The organism is Thalassotalea atypica (assembly GCF_030295975.1).
GTDB lineage: Bacteria > Pseudomonadota > Gammaproteobacteria > Enterobacterales > Alteromonadaceae > Thalassotalea_F > Thalassotalea_F atypica.
Map to the genome: position 1 here is coordinate 2800950 of NZ_AP027364.1, position 23364 is coordinate 2824313.

Below are 23364 nucleotides of genomic sequence, written 5' to 3' on the forward strand. Positions count from 1 at the left end.
TAAAGGCCATTGCAACTCAAATAAAAGCTTTGCTTAGCGTTTACGCATTTTATCGGTATTCAGCGAGGTAATATACGGGTAAGATCCCTCTTCTTGAAAATTCTCATGAAATTACTGATTGAGTCATTCGCAAATTAAGTTGATTAGATGAATCCAAAAATAGAATTATTGGCGCCCGGTGGTGATGTCAATGCCATAAAAGCAGCCATTATCGCGGGTGCTGACGCTGTATACTGCGGCTTAGATACCTTTAATGCCCGCAACCGTGCATCTAACATTTCTTTCGATGAACTTGTTGGCATCATTCGATTAGCCCATCAGTATCAATGCCAAATTTTCTTAACATTGAACATTGTTATTTTAGAACGTGAATTTAAAACACTGGCTAAATTGTTAAGTAAGCTGGCTAACACCACGTTAGACGGCGTTATCGTGCAAGATCTTGGCATGTTTTACATTCTGAAAAAACATTTTCCAACGCTTGATATTCATGCTTCAACCCAAATGACCACCCATAACATTGGCCAAATACCGTTTTTGCAAAAACTGGGGGCCTCTCGCGTTAACTTGTCACGAGAATTAAATTTACGTGAAATTACTGCCATGACAAAAGTGGGACACGAACATAACATGTTGACGGAAGTCTTTGTACACGGCTCACTTTGTGTAGCCTTTTCAGGATTGTGTTATTCAACTTCCGCCAGTGTTGGCAATTCGGGGAATCGAGGCCGTTGTAGCCAAGCGTGTCGAGAAGAGTATGAAACCACCCCGTCAGGCAATAATTTTCCACTCAATTTAAAAGACAACTCTGCATTTTTTGACTTACCCGCGCTTATTGGTGCAGGGGTACACTCTTTTAAAGTAGAAGGTCGTATTAAAGGCGCAAGCTATGTACATACGGTGATCGATAGCTTTAGAAAGCAAATTGATGGTTTTGTAAATACTGGCGAGTTGACCGAAGGCGGTGAGCGATTATACAAGGTATTTAACCGGGATTTTTCCAATGCGTTTTTACGGGGCGATTTAAATCAATCGATGTTTATTGAAAACCCGCGCGATAATTCAAAAAATCATGCAGTCGATGCTGCGGTTAAAGCAAACAATACTATTTCTGTCGTTCAAATTCACGAAGTTGAGCAAAACTTAAACAACGAAAAAGACCAGATCACTGCGTCTGTTTTTGAAAAAATAAAACACCTCAGTATTGAAAAGCCTACCCTTGATTTAAGTTTCTCTGGTGACGTAGGGCAACCGTTGTCGATAACCGTTACAACAACGGAAAGCAATTCGTTGACGTCAGCACCTAAAATAGAAAGCTTCGTTGTTCAGTCGACCGAGCTGTTAAGGCATTCTGACAAGGCCCCTATCGATAAAGCCGCAATTGATAAGCGCTTTAAAAGCCTAAACAATGCTGCTTTTGAATTGAAGTCTCTAGATTGTGAGCACCTAACTCTAAATGTCAGCATTCCATTTAAGGCACTTACTGCACTTAAAAATGAAGTAGTAGGCAGATTAAACAATGGTATTCAACATTTACCTGAAGTTACCCTGCCGAAGTTAGCCCGCCATGCAAAGTTACCTGCAAATAAAGCTAACGCACGTGCCAACTTGTCACTATTAATATGTGGTGAAGCTGATGTCGCATTAGCTGACGTGACCGACGCGGATATCTACTTTAAATTACCCGATGCGTACAAACGTGGCTGTACTAAATACGTTGGTTTCTTACAGGAAAACCCTAGGCTTATTCCTTGGTTCCCATCGGTGCTTATCGGCAAGGACTATGACGTTGCATTGAATATTTTAGAGCAAGTTAACCCTAAGCTAATTGTTACCAATAATACCGGTATTGCGTGTCGCGCTTATGAGCTTGGCATTAAATGGATTGCCGGACCATTTTTGAATACAACTAACTCATACGCCTTGCTAGCGATGCAGGAAGAGTTTGATTGTAGCGGCGCATTTATTTCAAACGAAATTAATAAGCAGCAAATCAAAACCATTGCACCGCCTAAGAATTTCAAAATGCTTTACAGCATCTATCACCCTATTTTGTTGATGACGAGTAGGCAATGTTTCTTCCAACAAAGTGTTGGCTGTGAAAAGCCGCGTATTGACAACGGCTGCATGCTCTCTTGTGATAAATCAACTAGTATTACCAACCTAAAAGGTGATTCATTCGCTATTGATAAACAGAAAGCGGGCTACCCTAGTATCTATAATAACGATCAGTTTTTAAATACCGAAGTCATTGATGACCTCGCCGATTTGTTCGATGATTTTATGATTGATTTAACTAATATTGGCGCCGGCGATAAACAATCACCAGATAAAGCAGAGCTGATTAAGCAATTTGAACAGTTGCTTGAAGGTGATGCATTAACAGACGCTGCTATTAGCGCTAATGTTAAAGAATCGCTAAATATCATGGTGCCAGAACAAACCAATATTCAATATCACAATGGTTTATAATTTAGTTTGCAATGCACGCTAACAGCTCACAAAACGCTAGCGTGCTTTGTTTCTTTCTTTACTTATTTAGCAATTATTGAAGTAAATCCAACTAAATTGCTCAAATTTCAAACTATTAGTTCCAAACACCTTATAACTAAGGTATAAACGCGCCATGAAAATACCTAAAAGAATACAACCTCTTGTTGACGACGGTTTAGTCGACGAAGTTATTTGCCAACTGATGAGTGGAAAAGAAGCTACTGTGTATATGGTACGTAGTGGCGACGACATCATTTGTGCCAAGGTTTATAAAGAAGCAAATAAGCGCAGCTTTAAGAAAGCGGCAACCTATCAAGAAGGCAGGAAAAGCCGTAACAGTCGCCGTGCACGTGCGATGGAAAAGGGCTCGAAATATGGCAGAGCACAGCAAGAAGAAGCGTGGCAAAATGCCGAAGTTGATGCACTAAGTCGTTTAGCTGAAGCAGGTGTACGTGTACCAGAAGCGTATGGTTGTTACGACGGGGTTTTGTTGATGGAGTTAATCACTGACGATGACGGTGATGTAGCTCCTCGCTTAAATGATGTCACTATGTCAACAGAGCAAGCCATTGAAGATTTTGAAGAGGTTATAATCTATGTTCTTCGAATGTTGTGTGCTGGTGTTGTTCATGGTGATTTATCCGAATTTAATGTACTGGTAGATGCTTATGGGCCAGTGATTATTGATTTACCACAAGCCGTAGATGCATCAGCAAACAATAATGCCAAAGCCATGTTAATTCGTGACGTTGAGAACATGACCCAGTATTACGGACAGTTTGCGCCAGAGCTACTTAAAACCCGATACGCACACGAGATGTGGGCACTATATGAAAAAAGCGAACTAACGCCTGAGACTGAATTAACAGGAAACTGTGCAGAGCAAACCAAAAGCGCCAATGTAAACAGTATTTTAGAAGAAATTGAAGCAGCTTTTGAAGCAGAAAAAGCAAGGCTTGAGCGTATTGAAGAAGCTAATGCGGTAGATTAATCAAGTATAAACTACTGAATCCATATATACTTAAAAGGCACTGTTACGTGCCTTTTTCAAGTAAATCAAAGCGTGGAACTGCCTTTATGCTACACGTTGCGTGTCAAGTTGACTCGCCAAATACTCGTCCAATGTTCCCTGGAAATTAACCAACTTTTTGTCTTTAATATCAATAATACGTGTAGCTAATGAGGAGACAAACTCTCGGTCATGGCTAACAACAATTAGCGTGCCTTCAAAAGCTTTTAGTGCGTTGTTTAAGGCGTCTATCGCTTCAATGTCCATGTGGTTAGTAGGTTCATCCATAATTAACACATTGATGTCTTGCATCATCAGCATGCCAAATAACAAACGATTCTTTTCGCCGCCTGAGCAATTACGTGCTTTTTTGTTGGCATCGTCGTCAGTAAACAACATGCGTCCCAACATGCCACGTACCATCAGATCGTTATGACAAGGTCTACGCCATTGCTGCATCCAGTCCATCAACGTCAGATCGTTATCAAAGAAATGGCCACTGTCTTGAGGGCAATATCCAATTGAAGCGTTTTCAGACCATTTAACAACACCTTCATTGTGCTCAAGCTCACTCATTAAGCAGCGTAAAAATGTAGTTTTTCCTACGCCATTTTCACCAATGATGGCTAATTTAGCGCCAGCTTCTAGTAATAAGTCGCCACCTTCAAATAAAACTTCTTCTTCAAAGCCATGACCTAAGTTTTCAAGTTCTAACGCCTGACGATGCATTTTCTTGCCCGATGCAAAGCTAATTTTTGGTGTAATACGGCTAGATGACTTTACTTCGTCTAATTTAATTTTGTCCATTTTCTTAGCGCGAGAGCTTGCTTGTTTTGCTTTTGAGGCATTTGCACCAAAACGATTAACGAAGTCTTGCAGCTCTGCAATTTCCTCTTCTTTCTTGGTGTTACCCGCTAACAATTGCTCACGCAATAAGCTTGACTGCGCCAAATAGAATTCGTAGTTACCTGGATAAATACGTAATTCACCGTAGTCGATATCTGCCATGTGTGTACAAACCGCATTAAGAAAATGTCTGTCATGAGAAATAATGATCATGGTACATTTGCGTTTATTCAATTCAGTTTCTAACCAACTGATAGTATGAATATCAAGGTTGTTGGTCGGCTCGTCTAGCAATAAAATATCAGGATTAGCGAATAGCGCCTGTGCCAAAAGAACACGTAGCTTCCAACCAGGAGCTACTTGCTCCATTAAACCGTAGTGAAATGACTCTTCTATACCTGCTTCAAGTAGGATTTCTCCGGCTCTACTTTCTGCACTGTAGCCATCCATTTCAGCAAACTCGCTTTCCAAATCACCAACGCGCATTCCATCATCTTCACTCATTTCTGCTTGAGCATAAATGCTGTCACGTTCTTGCTTAACCTTCCATAGCTCTACATCCCCCATGATCACGGTATCAATGACGCTGTACTGTTCAAAAGCAAATTGATCTTGGCTTAATGTACCAACTTTGTTTCCTGACGTAATTGAGACATTGCCTGAACTGGGCGCTAGTTCTCCGCTTAGAATTTTCATAAACGTTGATTTTCCACAACCATTCGCACCAATCAAACCATAACGGTTTCCGTTGCCGAATTTGGCAGAAATATTTTCAAACAATGGCTCTGCGCCAAACTGCATTGTAATGTTCGATGTAGTGATCAAAAGGAGGTTTCCTAGCTTTATTTATGAATGGCTGCGTGCAGCGATCTGATAACAATAAATGATTTGATGAAACCAAGGCTTCATTGACTCATTTACGTCAAATTATAAGGTCGCGCAGTATACAGTAATAAAAGGATGTCCCCTACCTAAACTTCACTCTTTATTGAATGTTTTTTCAACAGCGCGGTAGGCCAATAGTAATCGGCAAGAAAGCCATGCTCCTGTAATGAATAACTGTATTTATATTGTCTGGATTAGATATAATGGTATTTTAACCATATAGGCAGATGCCGATAGCCCGTATTTTCTGAATAATGGAACAAAGTGAATGAGTGAAATGGACAATTCTGTACAAAAATTTAATCCAAATGAAGTTTCAACAGGTAGCGTTTATGTGATGACGCATAGCTTATTTTCTAATGTGATAAGAATAGGCTGTACACCTGATGTTCCTGAAGAGCACGCAAAAAAACTTTCAATTAAAACACCAGGAAATTACACGCTAGTATTCGCACAACAATGCGAAAACCCATGTTCAGTAAGAAAGCAAGTAAGTTATTTCTTACAAGCAAAAAAATACGTCAATGAATTTTATGAAGTGCCGCCGGAAGTTGCCGTAAACTTATTAAGAAGAGAAACCCTTAGAATACCAATTGTCCCCGCTTAATATTGAGACCTAAGAGGCCATTGCAGTCACTTTGTTCACGTTAAAGTGACATATGCGATAAAACCAAGCCAGCTAATAGTTAATAGCAGCCAAGGCATTTTGCTCACACTTTGTGCTTTTTCAGCCTGCTGACTATCACCTTCTGTTTGCTGCGCTTGTTGTTTTATTTTTTGTTTGCGCTGCTTATCTTTTTCACGCAACTTTTTATTTTGCTGTTTTTTGTATTCAGCAATCCCCTTTTCTATACCTTGAGCAATTAACTTGGTTTGCTCTTTTGTCTGGCCTGGCTTTTGAATACCTTTGGCAACTTTCAGCGCTTGTTCTTGAACTTCTGGTGACACTTTATTTTTCATAAAAACAATACAAATTTAAGACATTACAGAGACTTTAACAGTTTATTTTGCCCTGTGGGGAAATTAATATCTTAGTCTGTATTTGCAAGTGAAATTTTAAATTCAGGTTGTGCTTGAATCACCTTTTTAACTGTACAAGTATTGGCTGCTGCAATGAGGGCTTTTTTGTATTTTTTAGGAAAAGATTCCGGTAAATCTATTTCAATTTGAAATGTCTTTTTATATTTGTCTTCACTGTCACTTGCTGTCGATTGGCGAATAACAATGTCTCTGGCGTCAATTTCACGCGTCTTGCAAAACTGGCGAACATAAAAAGCAGCGCATAAAGGCATGCTAGCGAGGAAATAATCAAACGGCTCAGGATACTGCTCATCTCCCCCTATGTGCTGACTTTGATCGCTAATAATTTCAAAGTCACCAAATTTTGCACTTAATTGTTGGCCTGTCAACATATCGACAACGATGTCCATCACGAAACTTCCTCAATAAAATAGTCCAAATATTTTACTGCATTAAATTATCAAGTTCTTTGACCTAGATAGATTATATTGCGATCAATTTATTCGAATAAAATGATCATATTTGGCCTTGATTAAAATACTGAAACGCCTCCTGTCTTTGGCGTTAATACAAAACTACGCTCGCTACCTGTCAATTGACTTGTTGCTGTCATATTGATGACTCGCTCAGATTCAGATTGACCAAACAACTCTGCTGAATAGGTTAATTGCTCTGCGGGAGAATCGAGTATAAATTTGCCCATCACAATAAGCTGAGATACAGGTAAATTGGGCTCATCATGGCTGGTTACTGGTGAAAGCATGAGAACTTCCCACGTTTTATTAGTCGTAGTATGCAATTGCCACCCAATAAAATTCAGCGGCAAATCACCTAAAAAGTAATAGTAAAAGATCTTCCTTCAATAAGAAAAAAAGCTATCGCTGAACTGAATAAAGATGGGATCTCGAAAAAAGACGTGAACGCACAACTTGCTCATTTCACTATGCTCAGCTTAACCCTGTTTCCTTTTGTTGCTCCTCCAGAAATTCTTAAACTGCACGGAATCAACATTGACGAAAACTTCTTGTTTGAGTTGTTTAAACATAACTCAGCACTGTTAAAACAAGGGATTATTAATGAAGACAACAACTAACTCCATACACATTGATAATCTTAAAGCATTTTTCAAGCAAAGACCTAAATTGCTCTTTTCCCTGCGCTGATGTTTGGAATATTCATCCTTTTACTCAGTATTTGGTTGCAGTTTACTCATATAAAAGGGTTAGAAAATATGGAGGCTATTTACCAACAAGTCTGTAACGGCGAGATGTCACCTGAGCAAGGGATAATCATCAACCCTTAACTTCATTCAAATAGTTTATGCGTCATCACGTTGAGCGCCAATAATGCACAATACATGTGACGCACAGTTAAATTCAAAACATGCGCTTTTTGTATCGTTATTCGCCCCGTTGATATAGAGCTTCTATGGTGGCCGTTTCAATGGCATTTGCGTTAATCATATAACCGGCTAATGCACTTGAAGCGCCTTTAGGTAATTCGATTTTAGCTACCTTAAGCGCATGTAATGTAAATTGGTATCTATGCACGCCATGCCCCTGTGGCGGACAAGCACCACCAAACTCTTCTATGCCATAATCATTTTGAACTTGCGCAGCACCTGCCGGTAATTTTAAGCCTGAGCTACTGCCCGCACCTGCGGCAAGCTCATTAACCCCTTTTGGAATATTAATCACTTGCCAATGCCACCAACCACTGCCGGTTGGCGCGTCCGGATCATATACGGTAATAGCAAAGCTTTTTGTACCAGTGGGCGCTCCTGACCATTCAAGCTGTGGCGATAAATTCTCACCAGAACAACCAAAGCCTTGGAACTCTTGCGTTGTACTCATATGCTTACCGTGTTTGATATCATTACTGGTTAGCGTGAGTGAGCCAGCGATCACTGGGGCCATCAGTCCACATGACAACGCTAGTAGTACGATCACACCTTTCCCTTTATTCATAATGCTCATTGTTGTTACCCCTTTTAGTGTCTTGTGTTGATTTATGTGTTTGCCATCATAGACGACAAATCGTTTTACCTATACTAACATTGGCACAAAAGCATTTAATCAGATGATTTTACAGCTAAAAATATAGTAAAAATCATTCGTATTGTTCAAGCAGTAAAGTTTTCAATCTCATTAGCCCTTTTCCCTTATTCACTGTTTTCCACGATAGAAACAGTTCGACGACAGGTAATTTGTTGTCCGTCTCAACTACTGTTAATGAACCTTTTTGCAATTGTTGACTAACTCGCTCTGTTGGAAGAAATCCAACACCAATGCCCGCCTCTATTGCCTTGATTTTTTGAGCCACTGTTGAGACATAAAAATGACGACTCTGCGAGATAAAATTTGTTGACCAGGGTACATAATTCTCTGATGAATCATGTACAACAACTGTACGATAACCTGCAATATCATCATGAGTAACCGGTTTATATATATGGTTAATCTCATGATTGCTAGAAGCGATAAGCTGGCTATCTAGCTCGAGGATTTTCTCTGAACGGATCCCCGCTTGTGCAGGTATCGGCCCTGCGCCACCAATGAGCAAATCTACCTTGTCTTCAAACAGTGCTTCCCATGAGCCGTGCATAACGTGTTCACAGAGCTCAATTTCTATATTTGGGTGCTCCAGCAAAAATCGCTCTAAGACATAAAAAACAGGTTCAATCTCTATCACGGAGTCATACGCAATACGGATTTTAGGCTCCCAACCATGAGCAAGTGTTTGGGTTTGTTCCGTTATTTTACTCACTGCAGACAGAACTTTGCGCCCTTCATCAAGCAGGTGCTTTCCCGCTGGCGTTAATACCGAACGTCGCCCTTTTCGAACAAAGATCGTCACCGATAATTGTTCCTCTAGTTTTTGAACAATATAAGACAAAGCAGACGGTACTTTATTGAGCTGTTCTGCCGCAGAGGCAAAGCTACCTCGAGATTCAATCGCATCAAGCACTAGTATCGATTCCAACGTTAACATAGGACTTTTCATTTTTGCCTCCACAACCATTCAAAATTTTTGATGTTATTAAACAAATTTTAGGGGTTATTCACTAATCAAGCAAACAATACAATAGCGTCATATCAAACAAGTAAAGCACTTCATTAATAGAGAGACAAATATGAAAACTTCAATTTTTAAGAACATAATAAAAACTGATAACAATGCATCTACCCTACCGCTAAGACTTGTCGCTGGCATTATTTTCGCAGCGCATGGCGCTCAAAAGCTTTTTGCTTGGTTCGGCGGCTACGGCCTTGACGGTACAGGACAATGGATGGACTCAATTGGCTTAGGGCCAGGATACTTGATGGCAATGATGGCCGGTAGTGCTGAATTTTTTGGCGGTTTGTTATTAATTGCCGGCTTAGCCACTCGTCCTTCTGCAGCAATTTTAGCGGCAACAATGATCGTAGCCATTGTCAAAGTGCATTTAGTCAATGGACTGTTCATGGCCAACAACGGTTATGAGTTTGCGTTAAGTTTATTGGCAATAACCATAACCTTAATGATACATGGCGGTGGCAAATATTCATTAGACAGACAACTGAATAAGACACTTTAATCCATTAATTCATATCGGCTGCTTAGGGCCTGCCCTAACAGCCATTAAGGAAAATCATGATCAAGCATATTCCCTTTCAACAGCTTGGCAAGGCCAATCATGGCTGGTTAAAAGCAAATCACCACTTTAGTTTTGGACAATATTACAACGCTAGAAGAATGGGGTTTGGTAAACTGCGCGTTATTAACGATGACGAAATTGCGCCACAATCAGGATTTCCTGAGCATCCACACAAGAACATGGAAATCATCAGCTATATTCGCTCTGGGGCGATAACTCACACCGATAGTCGTGGCAATGAAGGTGTAACCTCTGCTGGTCAAGTACAAGTGATGAGTGCTGGTCAAGGCATTTGGCACAGTGAGTACAATTTAACAAAATCTGACGTGACACTATTTCAAATTTGGATCGAACCAAACAAACAAAATGTGCCGCCGCGCTGGGATACAATGACCTTCCCAGCCAAATCAACAGGGGATGCTTTACCCTTACTTGTATCTGGTTATCCAGAAGATAAAAACGATGCCCTTTTTATACATCAATATGCACGTATTTATGGTGGCCTGTTGGCAAGACAAGCAACAGTGTCACATAGTATTAATGATCAAGCTTATGTGCTGGCTTCTAAAGGCTCATTTGAAATCAGTGACGGTAATCAGCGCACGGTACTGAACAAAGGTGATGGCGCTGAAATCACGCTCAGCAAACAACTCGAGATTCGTGCACTTGTTAACAGTGAGCTATTGATCATCGACACACCGTAAAAGGTATTAGGTGACAGCCTTAACTGTTTCCTTGTTGTTAATAATCAAAGTTAAAGCCGTTGAATATCAAAAGTTTTGTTACCAATCTTTTCATCAGTTGGAATAACATTGAAACTACGCTTAAGGTTAGTTAACGTTTAGTCATTATGGATGAAAGAATAATTCTTATGACTAAACGTATTACAGCAAACTTTTTCAGTGCAATGATCTTGCTGCAAGTGTCAACGTTTGCACTAGCCGAGGCGCCTCAGCGCAGTACCATTTCCCCACCGAGAACGCTAACATCACAGCAGGCTGAAGTTGCTGCTAAGAATTACCAAAAATACTGCGCACTGTGTCATGGCGCTGACCGTCAAGGTCACGCTAATGACCACGCCCCTTCATTGCGTAGTAAAAGTTTAATGGAGTCAGGTATAGCCCATCAGGTGCTGCGCCCCATGCAATATGGTCGTACTGGCACCGCGATGGGCGGCTACTTAGACGAAGTGGGCGGCCCGATGACACTAGATGAAACATGGAATCTAACCTATTGGCTTTTCGAACAAGCAGGCTATGACAGGCTTAAATTCTCAACCAACCCCGTGCTCGGCGATATTGAGCTAGGCGAGCAAGTGTATCAAAAAGAATGTACGACTTGTCATGGCGATAAAGGCCAAGGCGTTACAGGGCCTGCATTAGCGAATCCTTCTGCGCTCGCGCATAATACTGATGACTTTATTCGTCATGCCATAGAAAATGGCCGTCAAGATACGCCTATGCCAGCTTTTAAAGATAAATTATCACAAGCAGACATTGACAATATAACCGCCTTTTTGCGCAGCAAAGCTTTAGGGTGGAAAGATGAAACACCAATTTTAAAAGCACTGCCTAAACCCGAACAGTACATCATTAACAATCAAGGTGACGATCCTAATTTTGATTTAAAAGATGATATGTATGTATCCTCTGAGGAACTAAGCGCAGCGTTAGTGGCCAAAAAAAGAATGGTGCTGCTTGATACCCGAGTGCCCTCTGTATGGCAAACCGCACATATTGAAGGCTCGATACCTTTTCCTTATTACGCTGATTTAGATGAAACGGTTGCTGGGATCCCAAAAGATGTTCAAATTATCGCTTATTGTTCATGCCCAAGGGCCGCAGCAGATTACACCATAAACAAGCTGAGAAAGCGTGGCTACACACGTACCGCCGTTTTATGGGAAGGTATTTTTGGTTGGATGCATAAAGGATTTCCGGTCATGCGCGGCGATATTGAAGGTATCGATGACTAATACGTGTTGTTCTATCGAGATCAGTACGGGCTACACCTAGTCGTAATATTGTCACTGTATAGCCCCTATCGGCTAAAATGTAGGCTAGTGTGCCGGCTTTTCCAATTCCTCTAATAGGGATAACTTACAATAGGAGTTAGAGCATTTTGGGACTCTTGAAATCCTTTGACAAAAACCAATATTCGAGCACAATGGTTAACTAAATAATGAATTATTTAGCCCATTTATATTTAGCACAGCCCAATGCAGATTCTCATTATGGCAATTTGCTCGGCGATTTTGGCGGCATGAGAAAAGTGAAAACCTTGCCCACTGCCGTTATAAAAGGACTCGACAATCATTATTTGGTAGACCGTTATACCGATAATCACGACACAGTGAAACAAGCCAAGCACTTATTTTCTCCTAAGCGAAGGCGTTTTGCCGGTATTGCCATTGATGTGCTGTTTGATCATTTCTTGATCCAACATTGGTCTCGTTTTGAAGCCTCATCCCATTCCCAATTTAAACGGTCAAGTTATCGCTTATTAACTGAGCGAATTCATGTGATGCCAGCGAGAATGCAGCATGTGATCTACAATTTAACAACAAATGATTGGTTCAATGAGTACGAAACGTTATCAGGGGTAGGCATAGCGCTGGATAACATTGCTAAGCGTATTCGCTTTGCCAATGAATTTAACGGCGCAATTGAAGATATAGAGCGCCATTATGGCGAACTAGAAGCCATATTTTTAATGTTCTTTCCGCAATTGATTGAGCATGTTAAATCTCATGGACTAGAAACAAACAATGAAGCGCCTTAACCACAACAAGTATACTTAAGGCGCTTTTTATATTGCTAGCTTATTTAGCCGACGTCAGTATGTTATGAACAATATCTAAGGTTAAATCACCCGTTTCAGACAAATGAGTTAAGCCCATTTTCTTCATGTTATTGACCAAAGTATCTATATCAGTATCATTTATACTGTAGTGACTTAGGTTTGTTACGATACCAAGTGAGTTGAAAAACGCTTCAGTTTTATCAATTGCTTTGTCAATTTTTTCGTCATCAGTGCCTGTAGAAATATCCCAAACACGCTCAGCGAACTGAATAAGTTTGTCTCGTTTTTGTACCTTACGCTCACGCAGCAAGCTCGGTAAAATTATCGCTAACGTTCTACCATGAGCAATACCAAACATCGCCGTCATTTCATGACCTATCATATGGGTTGACCAGTCATGCATAACCCCAACGCCAATTAAGCCATTAAGCGCCGAAGTCGCTGACCACATGAAGTTTTTACGTGCATCAATGTCAGTGTTGTTATTGTAGGTAACAGGGCCATCTTCAATCAACGTTTTAAGTAAGCCTTCTGAAAATCTGTCTTGCACTTTGGCATTCTCTGTTTTCGTCAAGTATTGCTCAATCACATGAATAAAAGCATCAGCAACACCATTCGCTATTTGCTCTTTTGGTAAGGTTAGCGTGAGATCAGGGTCTAAGAATGAAAACTTCGGATACACCAAAGGCGAAGTGAATGGATATTTTTGTTGCTTGTAGGTGACCACACCAAAGGTATTCATTTCAGAGCCTGTTGCAGGTAACGTCACCACACAACCAAGTGGTATTGCACTGTCAATGGGCAGCGGTTCAAAGCCATGGGATAAAAGCTTGCTGTGTTCACTGGCTTGTTTGGCAGCAACGGCGATAAATTTTGTGCCATCCATGACCGAGCCACCACCAACAGCTAATAAAAAATCGACATTTTCTTCGCGAACAACATCAACCGCTTTCATCAAGGTATCAAATTCAGGATTGGCTTCAATACCACCAAATTCCAATACTTCTCGGTCACCAAGGCTGGCTCTAATTTTATCCAGCGTGCCAAATCGCTTGACACTGCCGCCACCAAAAAGCACTAACACTTTGGCATTTTGTGGAACCAAGTTATCCAGTTCGTTTAAACGGTCTTGACCGAAAACAATATGAGTCGGGTTAAAATAATCAAAGTTTTGCATAAAATCTGCCTCTTGTTTAGATGGGTGCATTTTATAGCACCACCTAAACTAGAGAATGGGTAAAAACATCAATTTCATGCCTAAAGCTATCGATAGCGACAAATATAGTACTTTTATTTTTGATTTTATTTATACTCTATTCTTTAAATGTTAAACGTGTACTATCTAATACCGAGGAACAAATATGAGCACAGTTATTGACAATTTATCCACGGTTGCAACTGAGGAAGGCTACAATAAAACCTCCATTGAAGGCGTAGGGATATTTAAAGCAAGTCAGTCATCAATGCGTGTGCCTCTTTGTTATAGCCAAGGCATCATAATTATTGTGCAAGGACAAAAACGGGTTTACTTTAATGAACGAGCTTATGATTACAACCCTGACAATTACCTCGTGCTTACCCTGCCGTTACCCGCGGAATGTGAAACCATTGTAGAGCCAGGGAAGCCACTATTATCATTGGTACTTGATTTAGACTTAGCCATGTTAAGTGAATTGGTCAGAGTGTTAGATGATCACGGCCAAGTGATTCAAAGTGACGCCAGCTCTCATAACAAAGGATTATTTGTCAGTCAATGCACCGAACCACTGTCTTGTGTGGTGTCAAGGCTGGCTGAATGCTTGACCTCATCGCTGCAGTGCGATGTTATTGGTAAAGGCTTATTACGAGAGATATTTTTTCATGTATTAACTGGCTCTCAAGCCGCACCTTTGTTTTCCTTAGTGTCGCATAATACGCATTTATCGAAAATGGAACGTGTTTTAAAACATTTACATCATAATTTTCAGAGCCATTTAGATGTTGAGCAACTGGCCAGTATGGCGAATATGAGTAGCTCAACTTTCCATAGAAATTTCAAGCAAGCAACAGCGTCTTCCCCTATTCAATATGTCAAAAAGATAAGGTTAAGCCGCGCCAGAGAGTTACTCCAAGATAAAGGATTAAAAGTAAAACAAGCTGCCGCACAGGTAGGTTATGAAAGCCCTACACAATTTAGCCGAGAATTTACCCGCTACTTTGGTTCAAGTCCAAGTGAAATTGGCCGTTAGTCTAAATCAAACATACATGACATTTTGAAATACAGCGGCTAATTAGGCGGAACCAATATGCAATCAGCTGTTGAACGTAAAGACTCAAAAACATTGAATACATCACCCGTTCATTGACAGGCCTAGTGAATTCCTAATAGACACAAAAAGAGATAAACAACTATTCTGTAAACAAATGTCTGACTTTTAGCTTTTTTGCTCGTATATAGCAATTCTCAACAAACTCATTTGTCGCCCAAAACCTAATCAAAACGAACAAAAACAAAACAAACAACCGTAAAACGTAACAACTTTGTATTTTATTTCGTTAAAAAGCTATTATTCGTATAATTTTCATTTTATTCTTCCTGTAATTTTGGGTACTCACAAGGTTTGACAGCTATTTATATTTCTCTTACTCTCAGTCTAAGGAACGAAAAAACACAAATGAAAAATGGACTTTCATGATGACGAACAAATCAAGCTTTACTTCAGCTAGCGAAGTGACTTTTCCTGTTGACACGCAACTGGTTTCTATCACAGACACCAGCAGCATTATTACTTATGTCAATGATGCTTTCTGTGAAATCTCTGGTTATAGCCGTGAAGAACTCATAGGCAAGCCGCACAATATGGTACGCCACCCTGACATGCCTAAAGCTGCATTTCATGATTTATGGACAAAATTACAAAACGGTGACGCGTGGCGCGGCATGGTAAAAAATCGTTGTAAACACGGTGGCTATTATTGGGTCGATGCCTACGTGACGCCCTTGTTAGAAGATGGTGTTGTAACGGGATACCAATCCGTTAGAAGTTGTCCAACACCAGAAATGAAGATTAATGCAACAGCGCTATATCAAAAAATCAACAATGGAAAATCCATAAAAGAATGGACTGTAAGCTATAGAACTAAGTATTTATTAGGTATAGCATTATTTTTATCAACATTCTTACCTGTCGCTTTGTATTCCGACAACCTTTGGTTTGCGTTCTCGCCTTTGGCACTATTTATTGGACTATCAATAGTCTTTTATCAAGAGTTAGTGCAATTACCGAAATTTATTAGCACGGTCAGAGATAACTCGGATAGTCCATCCAGATTGATATACACAGGAAAAGGCGGTGTAAATATCCTCAGTTACCCTGTTGTGCTGTTAGAAGCAAAAGCCCGGACCATTTTAGGGCGCAGTAAAGATTCTGGCATCAACTTAAGGTTAATCTCTGATGAACTAAAGTCTTCTTCTGATCGTTCATTAACTGGTTTGATCGAGGAAAACACACATTTAGAGCAACTTGCCACAGCCATTACCCAAATGAGTATCACTATTGAAGAAGTCAGCCAAAACACTACTGGCGTATATGACAAGGTGCAAGTGGTTCAAAACAGTTGCATGGAAGCAACCAATGTCGTTAATTCAACACAAACGACGATCAGCGAATTAGCTAAAGACGTTGATGGCGCTGCTTCAATGGCAAGTGAATTATCTGCTGATACACAAAATATCGCTTCAGTCATGACGGAAATTCAAGGCATTGCCGATCAAACCAATTTGTTAGCATTGAATGCAGCGATTGAGGCGGCAAGAGCTGGAGAGCAAGGTCGTGGTTTCGCTGTCGTTGCTGACGAAGTCAGGACGTTGGCTGGCCGTACTCAAATGGCTACCGTACAAATACAATCAACCGTTCAGAAGTTGCAATTAACATTAGAGCAATGGAGTCAACTAATGTTGACCAGCAAAACAAATGCTCAAACTTGTCAGGAAGAGTCGGCTCAAGCACAAAATGCAATAGACAAAATTGTTGAAATGATGGGCGAACTTCAAGATATGACCGCGCAAATATCTACTGCATCAGAAGAGCAAAGTGTCGTTGCCAATCAAATAACAGAAAGTGTTCACACCATTCAGTCAATTTCACAAGAAAACACCAACATATCAAGAGAAGTCAATGAAAATGGTACTTCTGTTAACAATAATGTCGATAACTTAGAGCGCTTAAGTAGCACGTTCGGCTAAGCTTCGCATACACATTTACGTGTCTGGTTGATGTTTGCTCAGAAACGTTAACAAAGCCACCTCTTGTTTTCAAAAAAGAGGTGGCTGAACACAATTAACCATCATCAATAAGTAAACAGCGTCGCCATCTACACAAAAACAACCTTTTTTGATACATAGTAGTTGCACACCATGCCAACTAGAATGCCTGCAATAAATGCCACACTTAAAGGTGATTCGGCAAACAATAGTATTTGAAATATCGAGTAATTAAACAGAAAACTAAAGCTGGCACAGCAACAGTGCTTAGCTAGTTGATGCTTAGAATTTGCTCGACTAGCGTCAGTGAAAGTAAAATATCGATTACCCAGCCATGTACATAACATCGCACATAAGAATGATGCACTTCTCGCAACAGGGTAAGGCAAGATCAATGACGTAATTAGTATGTAAAAAATACTCGCATCGACAACAAAACCCACACCACCAACAACGGCGAAACGACTAAAAATCAACATATATTCCTCACTTTAAAACCCCATTATTCACCTACAAATGTCCATAAAACGTCTAAAGGATTATTGACATTTTTTAGACTTGAGCTCAATTACACTGCTTGGCATCAATATATGAGGATTCATTCATGCAGTTAGTTTCAAGCCAAGCAAAGTCCATTAACTCATCATTTAAAGCAGAGCCGATAACGCTAAGCATCATAGTAGCGGCGTACAATGAAGCCGAAATGTTGCCATTGTTTCATTACGAATTATCAAAAGTGCTGGCAACATTACCGAACGAAAACATTGAAATTTTATATATAAATGACGGGAGCGAAGATCAAACATGGCAAGTAATGCAACAACTTCCAGCCCATCATGCAACGATTGAATTGATAAATTTAAGTAGGAATTTTGGAAAAGAGGCAGCAATGACAGCCGGTCTTGATTTAGCTAAAGGACAATCAGCTATTCTTTTAGATGCAGATTTACAAGACCCGCCAGAGCTCATACCCCAGATGCTTGCAACGTGGCGTGAAGGAGCTGATGTCGTCAATATGAAGCGTAAAGAGCGACTCGGGGAGTCCAGTTTAAAAAAACTATCTGCCCATCTATATTATCGTTTACTCGCCCAACTTTCCGACGTAAAAATTGAAAAAGATGTTGGAGATTTTCGTTTATTGAGTAGAAGAGTGATTGACGAAATTAAAAACTTGCCCGAGAGAAATCGATACATGAAAGGCATCATGGCTTGGCCTGGCTTTAAACAAACCGTCATCACTTTTGACCGTCCCGAGCGCGCCGCAGGTGAAACAAAATGGTCATTCATACAATTGGTACAATTAGGGTTATCTGGCATTACGTCTTTCAGCGTTCGCCCTCTTCGCATAGCCACTTGGCTCGGCATACTCGTGTCTGCTTCAGCTTTTATATTCAGTCTTTTCGTTTTCATAAAAGCCTTACTTCTTGGCGACCCCGTTGCTGGATACCCATCATTGATGCTAGTACAGCTTTGGCTAGGCGGTGTTCAGCTTATGGCCATAGGGTTACTCGGGGAATATGTTGGTCGAATTTTCACCGAAACAAAACAGCGACCAGTTTACTTAGTGATGGAAAACCTCAGTAAAAAAGCACAAAAGGCTGGCATTATGCATGGATAAGCTATTCACCAACCAATCACAGACATCCAAGCTCATTATAGGTTTGGTCTTCACTTTTATTGTGGTTCGGCTAGGCTCACTTGGACTTTATCCGTTCTTTGATTCAACGGAAGCCCGTTACGGCGAAATTGCCCGCATCATGATGGAAACTCAAAACTGGATCACCCCCTTTTTTGACTATGATGTGCCCTTCTGGGGTAAGCCGCCTATGCATACTTGGGCTAGTGCCGCGAGCTTTCAACTATTAGGTATATCAGAGTTTAGTGGTCGATTGCCGCATTTTATCGCAGCACTGGCGACACTTTTAACAATATTCGTTTTTGCCAAACGTCATATTAGTCATCATACGGCACTCATTGCTGCTCTTATTCTTATATCAAGCATTGGATTCATTATTGCTGGAGGTATGGTGATGACTGACGCCATATTGACCTTATCTATTTCCATGGCTATGGTCAGCTTTTGGCATAACTACACAGTGTCTACATCCACCAAAGCTGGCTATCTATTTTTTATCGCTTTAGCCCTGGGCATGTTAGTCAAAGGGCCTGTCGCTATTGTAATCATCGGTATTGCACTGGTCATCTGGAGCGTTGCTAATCACTGTTTTTGGCAAGCTATAGCCTCACTGCCTTGGACTAAAGGGTTACTGATATTTTCAGTATTAACCTTGCCTTGGTACATACAAGCTGAAATAGCTACGCCCGGCTTTTTAGAATATTTTTTATGGGGCGAGCACGTTCAACGCTTTTTAGACCCTGGTTGGCAAGGCGATTTATACGGGAGCGCCCATAAAAAGGCGAAAGGCACAATTTGGCTTTTTGGTCTACTTATCGCTTTTCCATGGTCTTTTATCGCTTTGCACCATTTACTTAAATCGTGGCGAAGAAAGACCCTAACAAGAAAAAATACTAACAAGGCACTCAACAATTACTTAGTCGCGTGGTTTTTAGCGCCGATGGTGCTGTTTACTTTTGCCGGAAATACATTGCCAATATATGTTTTACCCGGAGTACCTGCATTTGCTTTGTGGTTAGCGCCAAAGTGTTCATCCATAAAACAAGTGATAATGACGAGCTTATTATCGTTAATTATTATTATATGTTTGCTCTGCATTATCATTGGTGGGGGAACAACAAAAAAAAGTCACGTTGATTTAATTGGCAATAATGCTTTAAAAGAAAGTGTACCGCTTTATTATTGGAATAAACGTCCTTTTTCAGCCCGTTTTTATTCTCGTGGCAAGGCTGCATTGTTAACAGAGCATCAGCAAATCGCTAAAGCTCTTTCCACAGATCAGCAATTCTTATTCGCGATTCGCACTAAAGAAGTCAACAGTCTAAAGTCAGTTATCGACCAAGCTTGTTCTGCGATCAATAAGTCTGGCAAATTCACTTTATTTAGTTGCAATTAACCTTAATAATATGGAAAAAATGACTGAGACGATAGAGCACATGAATGTCCTGCTAGTAGAAGACAGTAAACAAGTTGCTGACGTAATTTACGAATATTTCGAGGACACTGAAATAGAACTAGACTACGCAGCGACGGGCACTCGTGGATTAACCTTAGCTCAGCAAAACTCATATCAATGCATAATCCTAGATATTATGTTACCCGGTATCGATGGTCTTACGCTCTGTAAGACATTAAGAGATGCTGGTAATAACTGTCCCATTATTATGCTTACCGCGCGTGATACAAACCAAGACATGCTTGAAGGGCTCAATATTGGTGCAGACGATTACATCGTCAAGCCGTTTGATTTGGAATTACTTGAGGCAAGAATTACTGCGGTCGTGCGCAGAAGCAGTGGCTTAGGTTTTAAGAATTCGCTAACCGTTGGTGAGCTTTCCATCGATTTAAAATCTCATTGTGTTACCCGTCAAGGCAAGCGGGTTTCTTTAAACCCAAGCGGCTTCAAAATCCTCAAGCTACTGTGTGAACATCACCCCAATTTAGTAACAAGAGAAGCAATAGAAAGTGTACTTTGGCCAGATGAACTGCCAGACCAAGACATATTGCGTAAGCACATTTATCAGTTACGCTCGAAAATAGATAAACCATTTGATCGTGAAATGATTATTACCGTCCCCAAACAAGGGTATAAAATTGAGCAATAAAATGACGTCAATCAACGAGGCAACTATTGCCAAAAAAATTACCCATGTTTTTCTTATCGGCGCTGCATTATTACTGATATGTTACGGATTTTTGTTTAAAAATGCCGTGCTACTTACTGAGAACAAAACCGGTATGCACCGCTTGTTTATCATAGCGCCGCACTACCTATCACAATATGAGCATGGTACGACAGATATCATCAAAATCGATCCCTTGCTGACCAGTTATGGTCACTTCCAGCAATTGCCAACAAAAATTAAACAAGTCATCACACCGGAGTGGGTTGGTGTAGATTCATTACATTTTGAAGAAGATGACAGTGAGTTTGCCATTGTCGCTCAAAAAGTAGCAGGAAGAACGGTTTACCTGTTAGAAAATGTTGATGCGGTTGAGTGGAGTGATGATGTGTTTATTCTTCTTGAGTTTATATTGCTAGTATTCGGCATTTTTTTATTTTTGGTCGCGGCATTCGCGATTGTTTACCGCGCCAGAAAGATTGCTGAGCCGTTTACGCATTTGGCCGAGCAATTATCAAAAGACTCAGGGGAGACATTTGAAAAGATTTCCGCTACGGGAATGGAAACGCTTGAACTTAATCGAACGCTTGCCGCAATAAATAATTACCGTGAAAAAATTGCTTACTCGATACAAAGAGAACAATCATTTACTCGTTATGTCAGTCATGAATTGCGCACCCCCATGACGGTTATTAAAGGCTGCATCAGCATATTAAGAAAGCAGAAAAATAGCGCCGTAGAAAAGCAGTGTCAAAGAATTAACGACGCAATTGATGAAATGCAATCACTCACCCATACCTTTTTATTGTTGGCACGCGAAGAGTCTGAACAGCCTAGCGAATTAATAGTCAGTCAAGAATATATTGATGGACAACTAGAAGATTTAGCCAGCTATATCGACAACAATCAATGCCTTGTTAATGTTCAAGTGCTTAACAACGTGACATTACATGTTGAGCCTATTCTGTTGAATGCGATTATCAAAAATTTACTAATCAATGCAATTAACTGCACACCAAGCGGACAAATCACCCTATTTGTTGATAGAAGCCAATTATCCGTCGTAGACAATGGTAGCGGCTTAGACAGTAAACACCGAGGATATGAAGGCTTTGGCATTGGTTTGGTCATTGTTAAAGACATATGCGAGAAATACCAATGGCATTTCTCGCTTTGCAATAACGATGATTCCGGCTGCACTGCCAAGGTAGAGTTTAATTAACGGATGACATTATTTTCGCAAAGGCTTGGTAAACACCATTTGTCCATCCAAAGCCTTCTTGCACGTCATACTCTCCGCCGCTAGCTTTACTTCGCTGCTCACAAACATTGTATTTTTCCATCAACTTACCGGTTTGTTTGAAGTAGATTTCAACAGTGTTCTGCCATCGCTTTAAAATGGTATTTGCTAAATCCTGATGTTGATATTTGGATAAGCCATTGACGACAAACCAGTGCAAAGGGGCCCAACCGTTCGGGGCGTCCCACTGCTGTTCACTATTAGAGCAAGTCGTAACGAGTCCCCCCTGTTGCAGAAATTGTGCAGCTAACACACCTGCTACGTATTCCGCTTGTTGCTCGCTCGCAAGTTCAACAAACAGTGGTAAAACACCGGCAAGAGATGTTAACGGGTATTGATTGTAATGATAATCAAGACAGTTGCGGTTGGAATTACGATATCAATAGTATTGGTGATGGTTCAACCAAAGCATTCTATTTAACGGGTTCTTATGAAATCAATGATCAATTGACCATAGATGCGGGCCTTCGTAGTAAAAACCACCAAATCGATTACACGGTTGACGAAGGGTTAGACGGTAAGATCACGAAAGCCGTTTCTTATGATGAGACCGAACTTGCTTGGACTGCTGGTATTAACTGGATGTTTACCCCTAAACAAGGCGTGTTCGCACGTATCAGTGACGGTAGCAAAATGCCTTTCTTTGATGACTTCAGGGATAACTATGGCGCATATCAAAACGGTGAGGACTTGATCAAAGAAGTCACTCAGTATGAATTGGGTTATAAAATTTCAAGTGATGATTATGAGCTCTACGCTACAGGCTTTTTTAACGAAGTAAAAGGCGATACATTTGTCTCGCAACCTGGTGCACCAGCAGAAGTACTCACTAATGAGGCTTACGGTATCGAGTTAGACTTTAATTACTATAGCGATAATGGCTTTTCATTGAACTTAAATTCAACGGTGCAGGAAACAGAAATCACCGAAAGTCCAGCAAACGAAGGTAATGAAGCCCAGCGTCAGCCTAGCTGGCAAGTGCGTATGATGCCAAGCTATGACATCGAAATGGACAACGGCATGTATGCAACTATTTACGGCACCCTTTCAGCGGTCGGTGATCGTTACGCAAACAATGAGAACAGTGTCACTTTAGAGGGCTACGAAAAAGTTGATCTGGGCGTGATTTTCAATGTCACTGATGAAGTACAGATGCAATTTGCGGTTAATAACTTAACCGATGAAGAAGCATTAACCGAAGGCGACCCGCGTGATTCATTGTCATCTAATGGCCGCTATATACTGCCTAGAACAATCGACTTTAGCGAGAGCTACGAGTTCTAATCCAATAAATCAGTCGATATTTGGTCCAATCCTTGGATTGAACAAATAAAAATCTGTCGACCGTTCTTCTTAATATTCAAAAGGCT

Annotated in this window: 23 protein-coding genes and 1 pseudogene; 15 read left to right on the plus strand and 9 right to left on the minus strand. The window is 40.6% G+C overall.

Features of this window, described 5'->3' with window-relative positions; all coding sequences use genetic code 11:
* Nucleotides 1-147: 147 nt before the first annotated feature.
* A complete protein-coding gene (locus QUE03_RS12910) occupies nt 148-2472 on the plus strand; it encodes a peptidase U32 family protein (RefSeq protein WP_286262086.1) in 2325 nt (774 codons plus the stop codon).
* A 154-nt stretch (nt 2473-2626) separates the two neighbouring features.
* Entirely contained in the window at nt 2627-3484 is an 858-nt protein-coding gene (locus QUE03_RS12915; RefSeq protein ID WP_286262088.1) for a PA4780 family RIO1-like protein kinase, read from the plus strand.
* A gap of 84 nt (nt 3485-3568) precedes the next feature.
* On the opposite strand, the gene QUE03_RS12920 is transcribed toward QUE03_RS12915, so the two are convergent.
* A complete protein-coding gene (locus tag QUE03_RS12920; RefSeq protein WP_286262089.1) occupies nt 3569-5173 on the minus strand; it encodes an ABC-F family ATPase in 1605 nt (534 codons plus the stop codon).
* Between the two features lie 328 nt (nt 5174-5501).
* Here QUE03_RS12920 and QUE03_RS12925 point away from each other — a divergent pair, with 328 nt between their 5' ends.
* On the plus strand, nt 5502-5840 hold the full coding sequence (locus QUE03_RS12925; RefSeq protein ID WP_286262091.1) for a GIY-YIG nuclease family protein: 339 nt from the start codon (nt 5502-5504) through the stop codon (nt 5838-5840).
* A 35-nt stretch (nt 5841-5875) separates the two neighbouring features.
* On the opposite strand, the gene QUE03_RS12930 is transcribed toward QUE03_RS12925, so the two are convergent.
* The 3 genes from QUE03_RS12930 to QUE03_RS12940 all read right to left on the minus strand — a co-directional run bounded on the left by QUE03_RS12930 (nt 5876) and on the right by QUE03_RS12940 (nt 7016).
* A complete protein-coding gene (locus QUE03_RS12930; protein ID WP_286262092.1) occupies nt 5876-6193 on the minus strand; it encodes a DUF2956 domain-containing protein in 318 nt (105 codons plus the stop codon).
* A gap of 71 nt (nt 6194-6264) precedes the next feature.
* Nucleotides 6265-6663, minus strand: coding sequence for an OsmC family protein (locus tag QUE03_RS12935; RefSeq protein ID WP_286267848.1), 399 nt, complete (start codon nt 6661-6663; stop codon nt 6265-6267).
* A 122-nt stretch (nt 6664-6785) separates the two neighbouring features.
* Nucleotides 6786-7016 (minus strand): hypothetical protein, encoded by a 231-nt coding sequence (locus QUE03_RS12940; RefSeq protein WP_286262094.1) that lies wholly within the window; start codon nt 7014-7016, stop codon nt 6786-6788.
* A 153-nt stretch (nt 7017-7169) separates the two neighbouring features.
* Here QUE03_RS12940 and QUE03_RS12945 point away from each other — a divergent pair, with 153 nt between their 5' ends.
* On the plus strand, nt 7170-7346 hold the full coding sequence (locus QUE03_RS12945; RefSeq protein ID WP_286262097.1) for a hypothetical protein: 177 nt from the start codon (nt 7170-7172) through the stop codon (nt 7344-7346).
* 307 nt (nt 7347-7653) lie between these two features.
* Here the strand turns inward: QUE03_RS12945 and QUE03_RS12950 are convergent, their stop codons facing one another.
* Together QUE03_RS12950 and QUE03_RS12955 are read right to left on the minus strand one after the other, a co-directional pair.
* Complete coding sequence (locus QUE03_RS12950; RefSeq protein WP_286267850.1) at nt 7654-8169, minus strand: YbhB/YbcL family Raf kinase inhibitor-like protein; 516 nt, start codon at nt 8167-8169, stop codon at nt 7654-7656.
* A gap of 193 nt (nt 8170-8362) precedes the next feature.
* Nucleotides 8363-9256, minus strand: a complete 894-nt coding sequence (locus tag QUE03_RS12955) for a LysR substrate-binding domain-containing protein (protein WP_286262098.1) — start codon at nt 9254-9256, stop codon at nt 8363-8365.
* A gap of 130 nt (nt 9257-9386) precedes the next feature.
* On the opposite strand from QUE03_RS12955, the gene QUE03_RS12960 reads away from it, so the two are divergent.
* The 4 genes from QUE03_RS12960 to QUE03_RS12975 all read left to right on the plus strand — a co-directional run bounded on the left by QUE03_RS12960 (nt 9387) and on the right by QUE03_RS12975 (nt 12671).
* A complete protein-coding gene (locus tag QUE03_RS12960) occupies nt 9387-9830 on the plus strand; it encodes a DoxX family protein (protein ID WP_286262102.1) in 444 nt (147 codons plus the stop codon).
* 56 nt (nt 9831-9886) lie between these two features.
* The gene (locus QUE03_RS12965) at nt 9887-10594 is read left to right on the plus strand and encodes a pirin family protein (protein ID WP_286262103.1); all 708 of its coding nucleotides are present in this window, start codon (nt 9887-9889) and stop codon (nt 10592-10594) included.
* 167 nt (nt 10595-10761) lie between these two features.
* Nucleotides 10762-11865: a c-type cytochrome gene (locus tag QUE03_RS12970; RefSeq protein ID WP_286262105.1), complete on the plus strand. Its 1104-nt coding sequence runs from the start codon at nt 10762-10764 to the stop codon at nt 11863-11865.
* 206 nt (nt 11866-12071) lie between these two features.
* A complete protein-coding gene (locus tag QUE03_RS12975) occupies nt 12072-12671 on the plus strand; it encodes an acyl carrier protein phosphodiesterase (RefSeq protein WP_286262108.1) in 600 nt (199 codons plus the stop codon).
* 40 nt (nt 12672-12711) lie between these two features.
* Here QUE03_RS12975 and QUE03_RS12980 read toward each other — a convergent pair whose 3' ends face one another.
* The gene (locus tag QUE03_RS12980; protein ID WP_286267852.1) at nt 12712-13869 is read right to left on the minus strand and encodes an iron-containing alcohol dehydrogenase; all 1158 of its coding nucleotides are present in this window, start codon (nt 13867-13869) and stop codon (nt 12712-12714) included.
* Between the two features lie 184 nt (nt 13870-14053).
* On the opposite strand from QUE03_RS12980, the gene QUE03_RS12985 reads away from it, so the two are divergent.
* Nucleotides 14054-14920 carry an AraC family transcriptional regulator gene (locus tag QUE03_RS12985; protein WP_286262110.1) on the plus strand — a complete coding sequence of 289 codons (867 nt, stop codon included), beginning with the start codon at nt 14054-14056 and terminating at the stop codon, nt 14918-14920.
* Between the two features lie 443 nt (nt 14921-15363).
* Nucleotides 15364-16917 (plus strand): methyl-accepting chemotaxis protein, encoded by a 1554-nt coding sequence (locus QUE03_RS12990; protein WP_286262112.1) that lies wholly within the window; start codon nt 15364-15366, stop codon nt 16915-16917.
* Between the two features lie 128 nt (nt 16918-17045).
* Here QUE03_RS12990 and QUE03_RS12995 read toward each other — a convergent pair whose 3' ends face one another.
* The gene (locus QUE03_RS12995; protein ID WP_286262113.1) at nt 17046-17414 is read right to left on the minus strand and encodes a GtrA family protein; all 369 of its coding nucleotides are present in this window, start codon (nt 17412-17414) and stop codon (nt 17046-17048) included.
* Nucleotides 17415-17539: 125 nt separating this feature from the next.
* On the opposite strand from QUE03_RS12995, the gene QUE03_RS13000 reads away from it, so the two are divergent.
* The 4 genes from QUE03_RS13000 to QUE03_RS13015 are packed head-to-tail and all read left to right on the plus strand — an operon-like array spanning nt 17540 to nt 21916.
* Nucleotides 17540-18553: a glycosyltransferase family 2 protein gene (locus tag QUE03_RS13000; RefSeq protein ID WP_286262115.1), complete on the plus strand. Its 1014-nt coding sequence runs from the start codon at nt 17540-17542 to the stop codon at nt 18551-18553.
* On the plus strand, nt 18546-19967 hold the full coding sequence (locus tag QUE03_RS13005) for an ArnT family glycosyltransferase (protein WP_286262117.1): 1422 nt from the start codon (nt 18546-18548) through the stop codon (nt 19965-19967). The genes QUE03_RS13000 and QUE03_RS13005 overlap by 8 nt, the downstream gene beginning before the upstream one ends.
* A gap of 19 nt (nt 19968-19986) precedes the next feature.
* On the plus strand, nt 19987-20676 hold the full coding sequence (locus tag QUE03_RS13010; RefSeq protein WP_286262119.1) for a response regulator transcription factor: 690 nt from the start codon (nt 19987-19989) through the stop codon (nt 20674-20676).
* A 1-nt stretch (nt 20677) separates the two neighbouring features.
* A complete protein-coding gene (locus QUE03_RS13015) occupies nt 20678-21916 on the plus strand; it encodes a sensor histidine kinase (protein ID WP_286262121.1) in 1239 nt (412 codons plus the stop codon).
* On the opposite strand, the gene QUE03_RS13020 is transcribed toward QUE03_RS13015, so the two are convergent.
* Entirely contained in the window at nt 21909-22295 is a 387-nt protein-coding gene (locus QUE03_RS13020) for a trehalase family glycosidase (RefSeq protein WP_286267854.1), read from the minus strand. The two genes, QUE03_RS13015 and QUE03_RS13020, sit on opposite strands and share 8 nt — an antisense overlap.
* On the opposite strand from QUE03_RS13020, the pseudogene QUE03_RS13025 reads away from it, so the two are divergent.
* Nucleotides 22295-23278, plus strand: a pseudogene (locus tag QUE03_RS13025) (TonB-dependent receptor domain-containing protein); the annotation flags it as partial. The gene QUE03_RS13020 and the pseudogene QUE03_RS13025 overlap by 1 nt on opposite strands.
* Between the last annotated feature and the right edge of the window lie 86 nt (nt 23279-23364).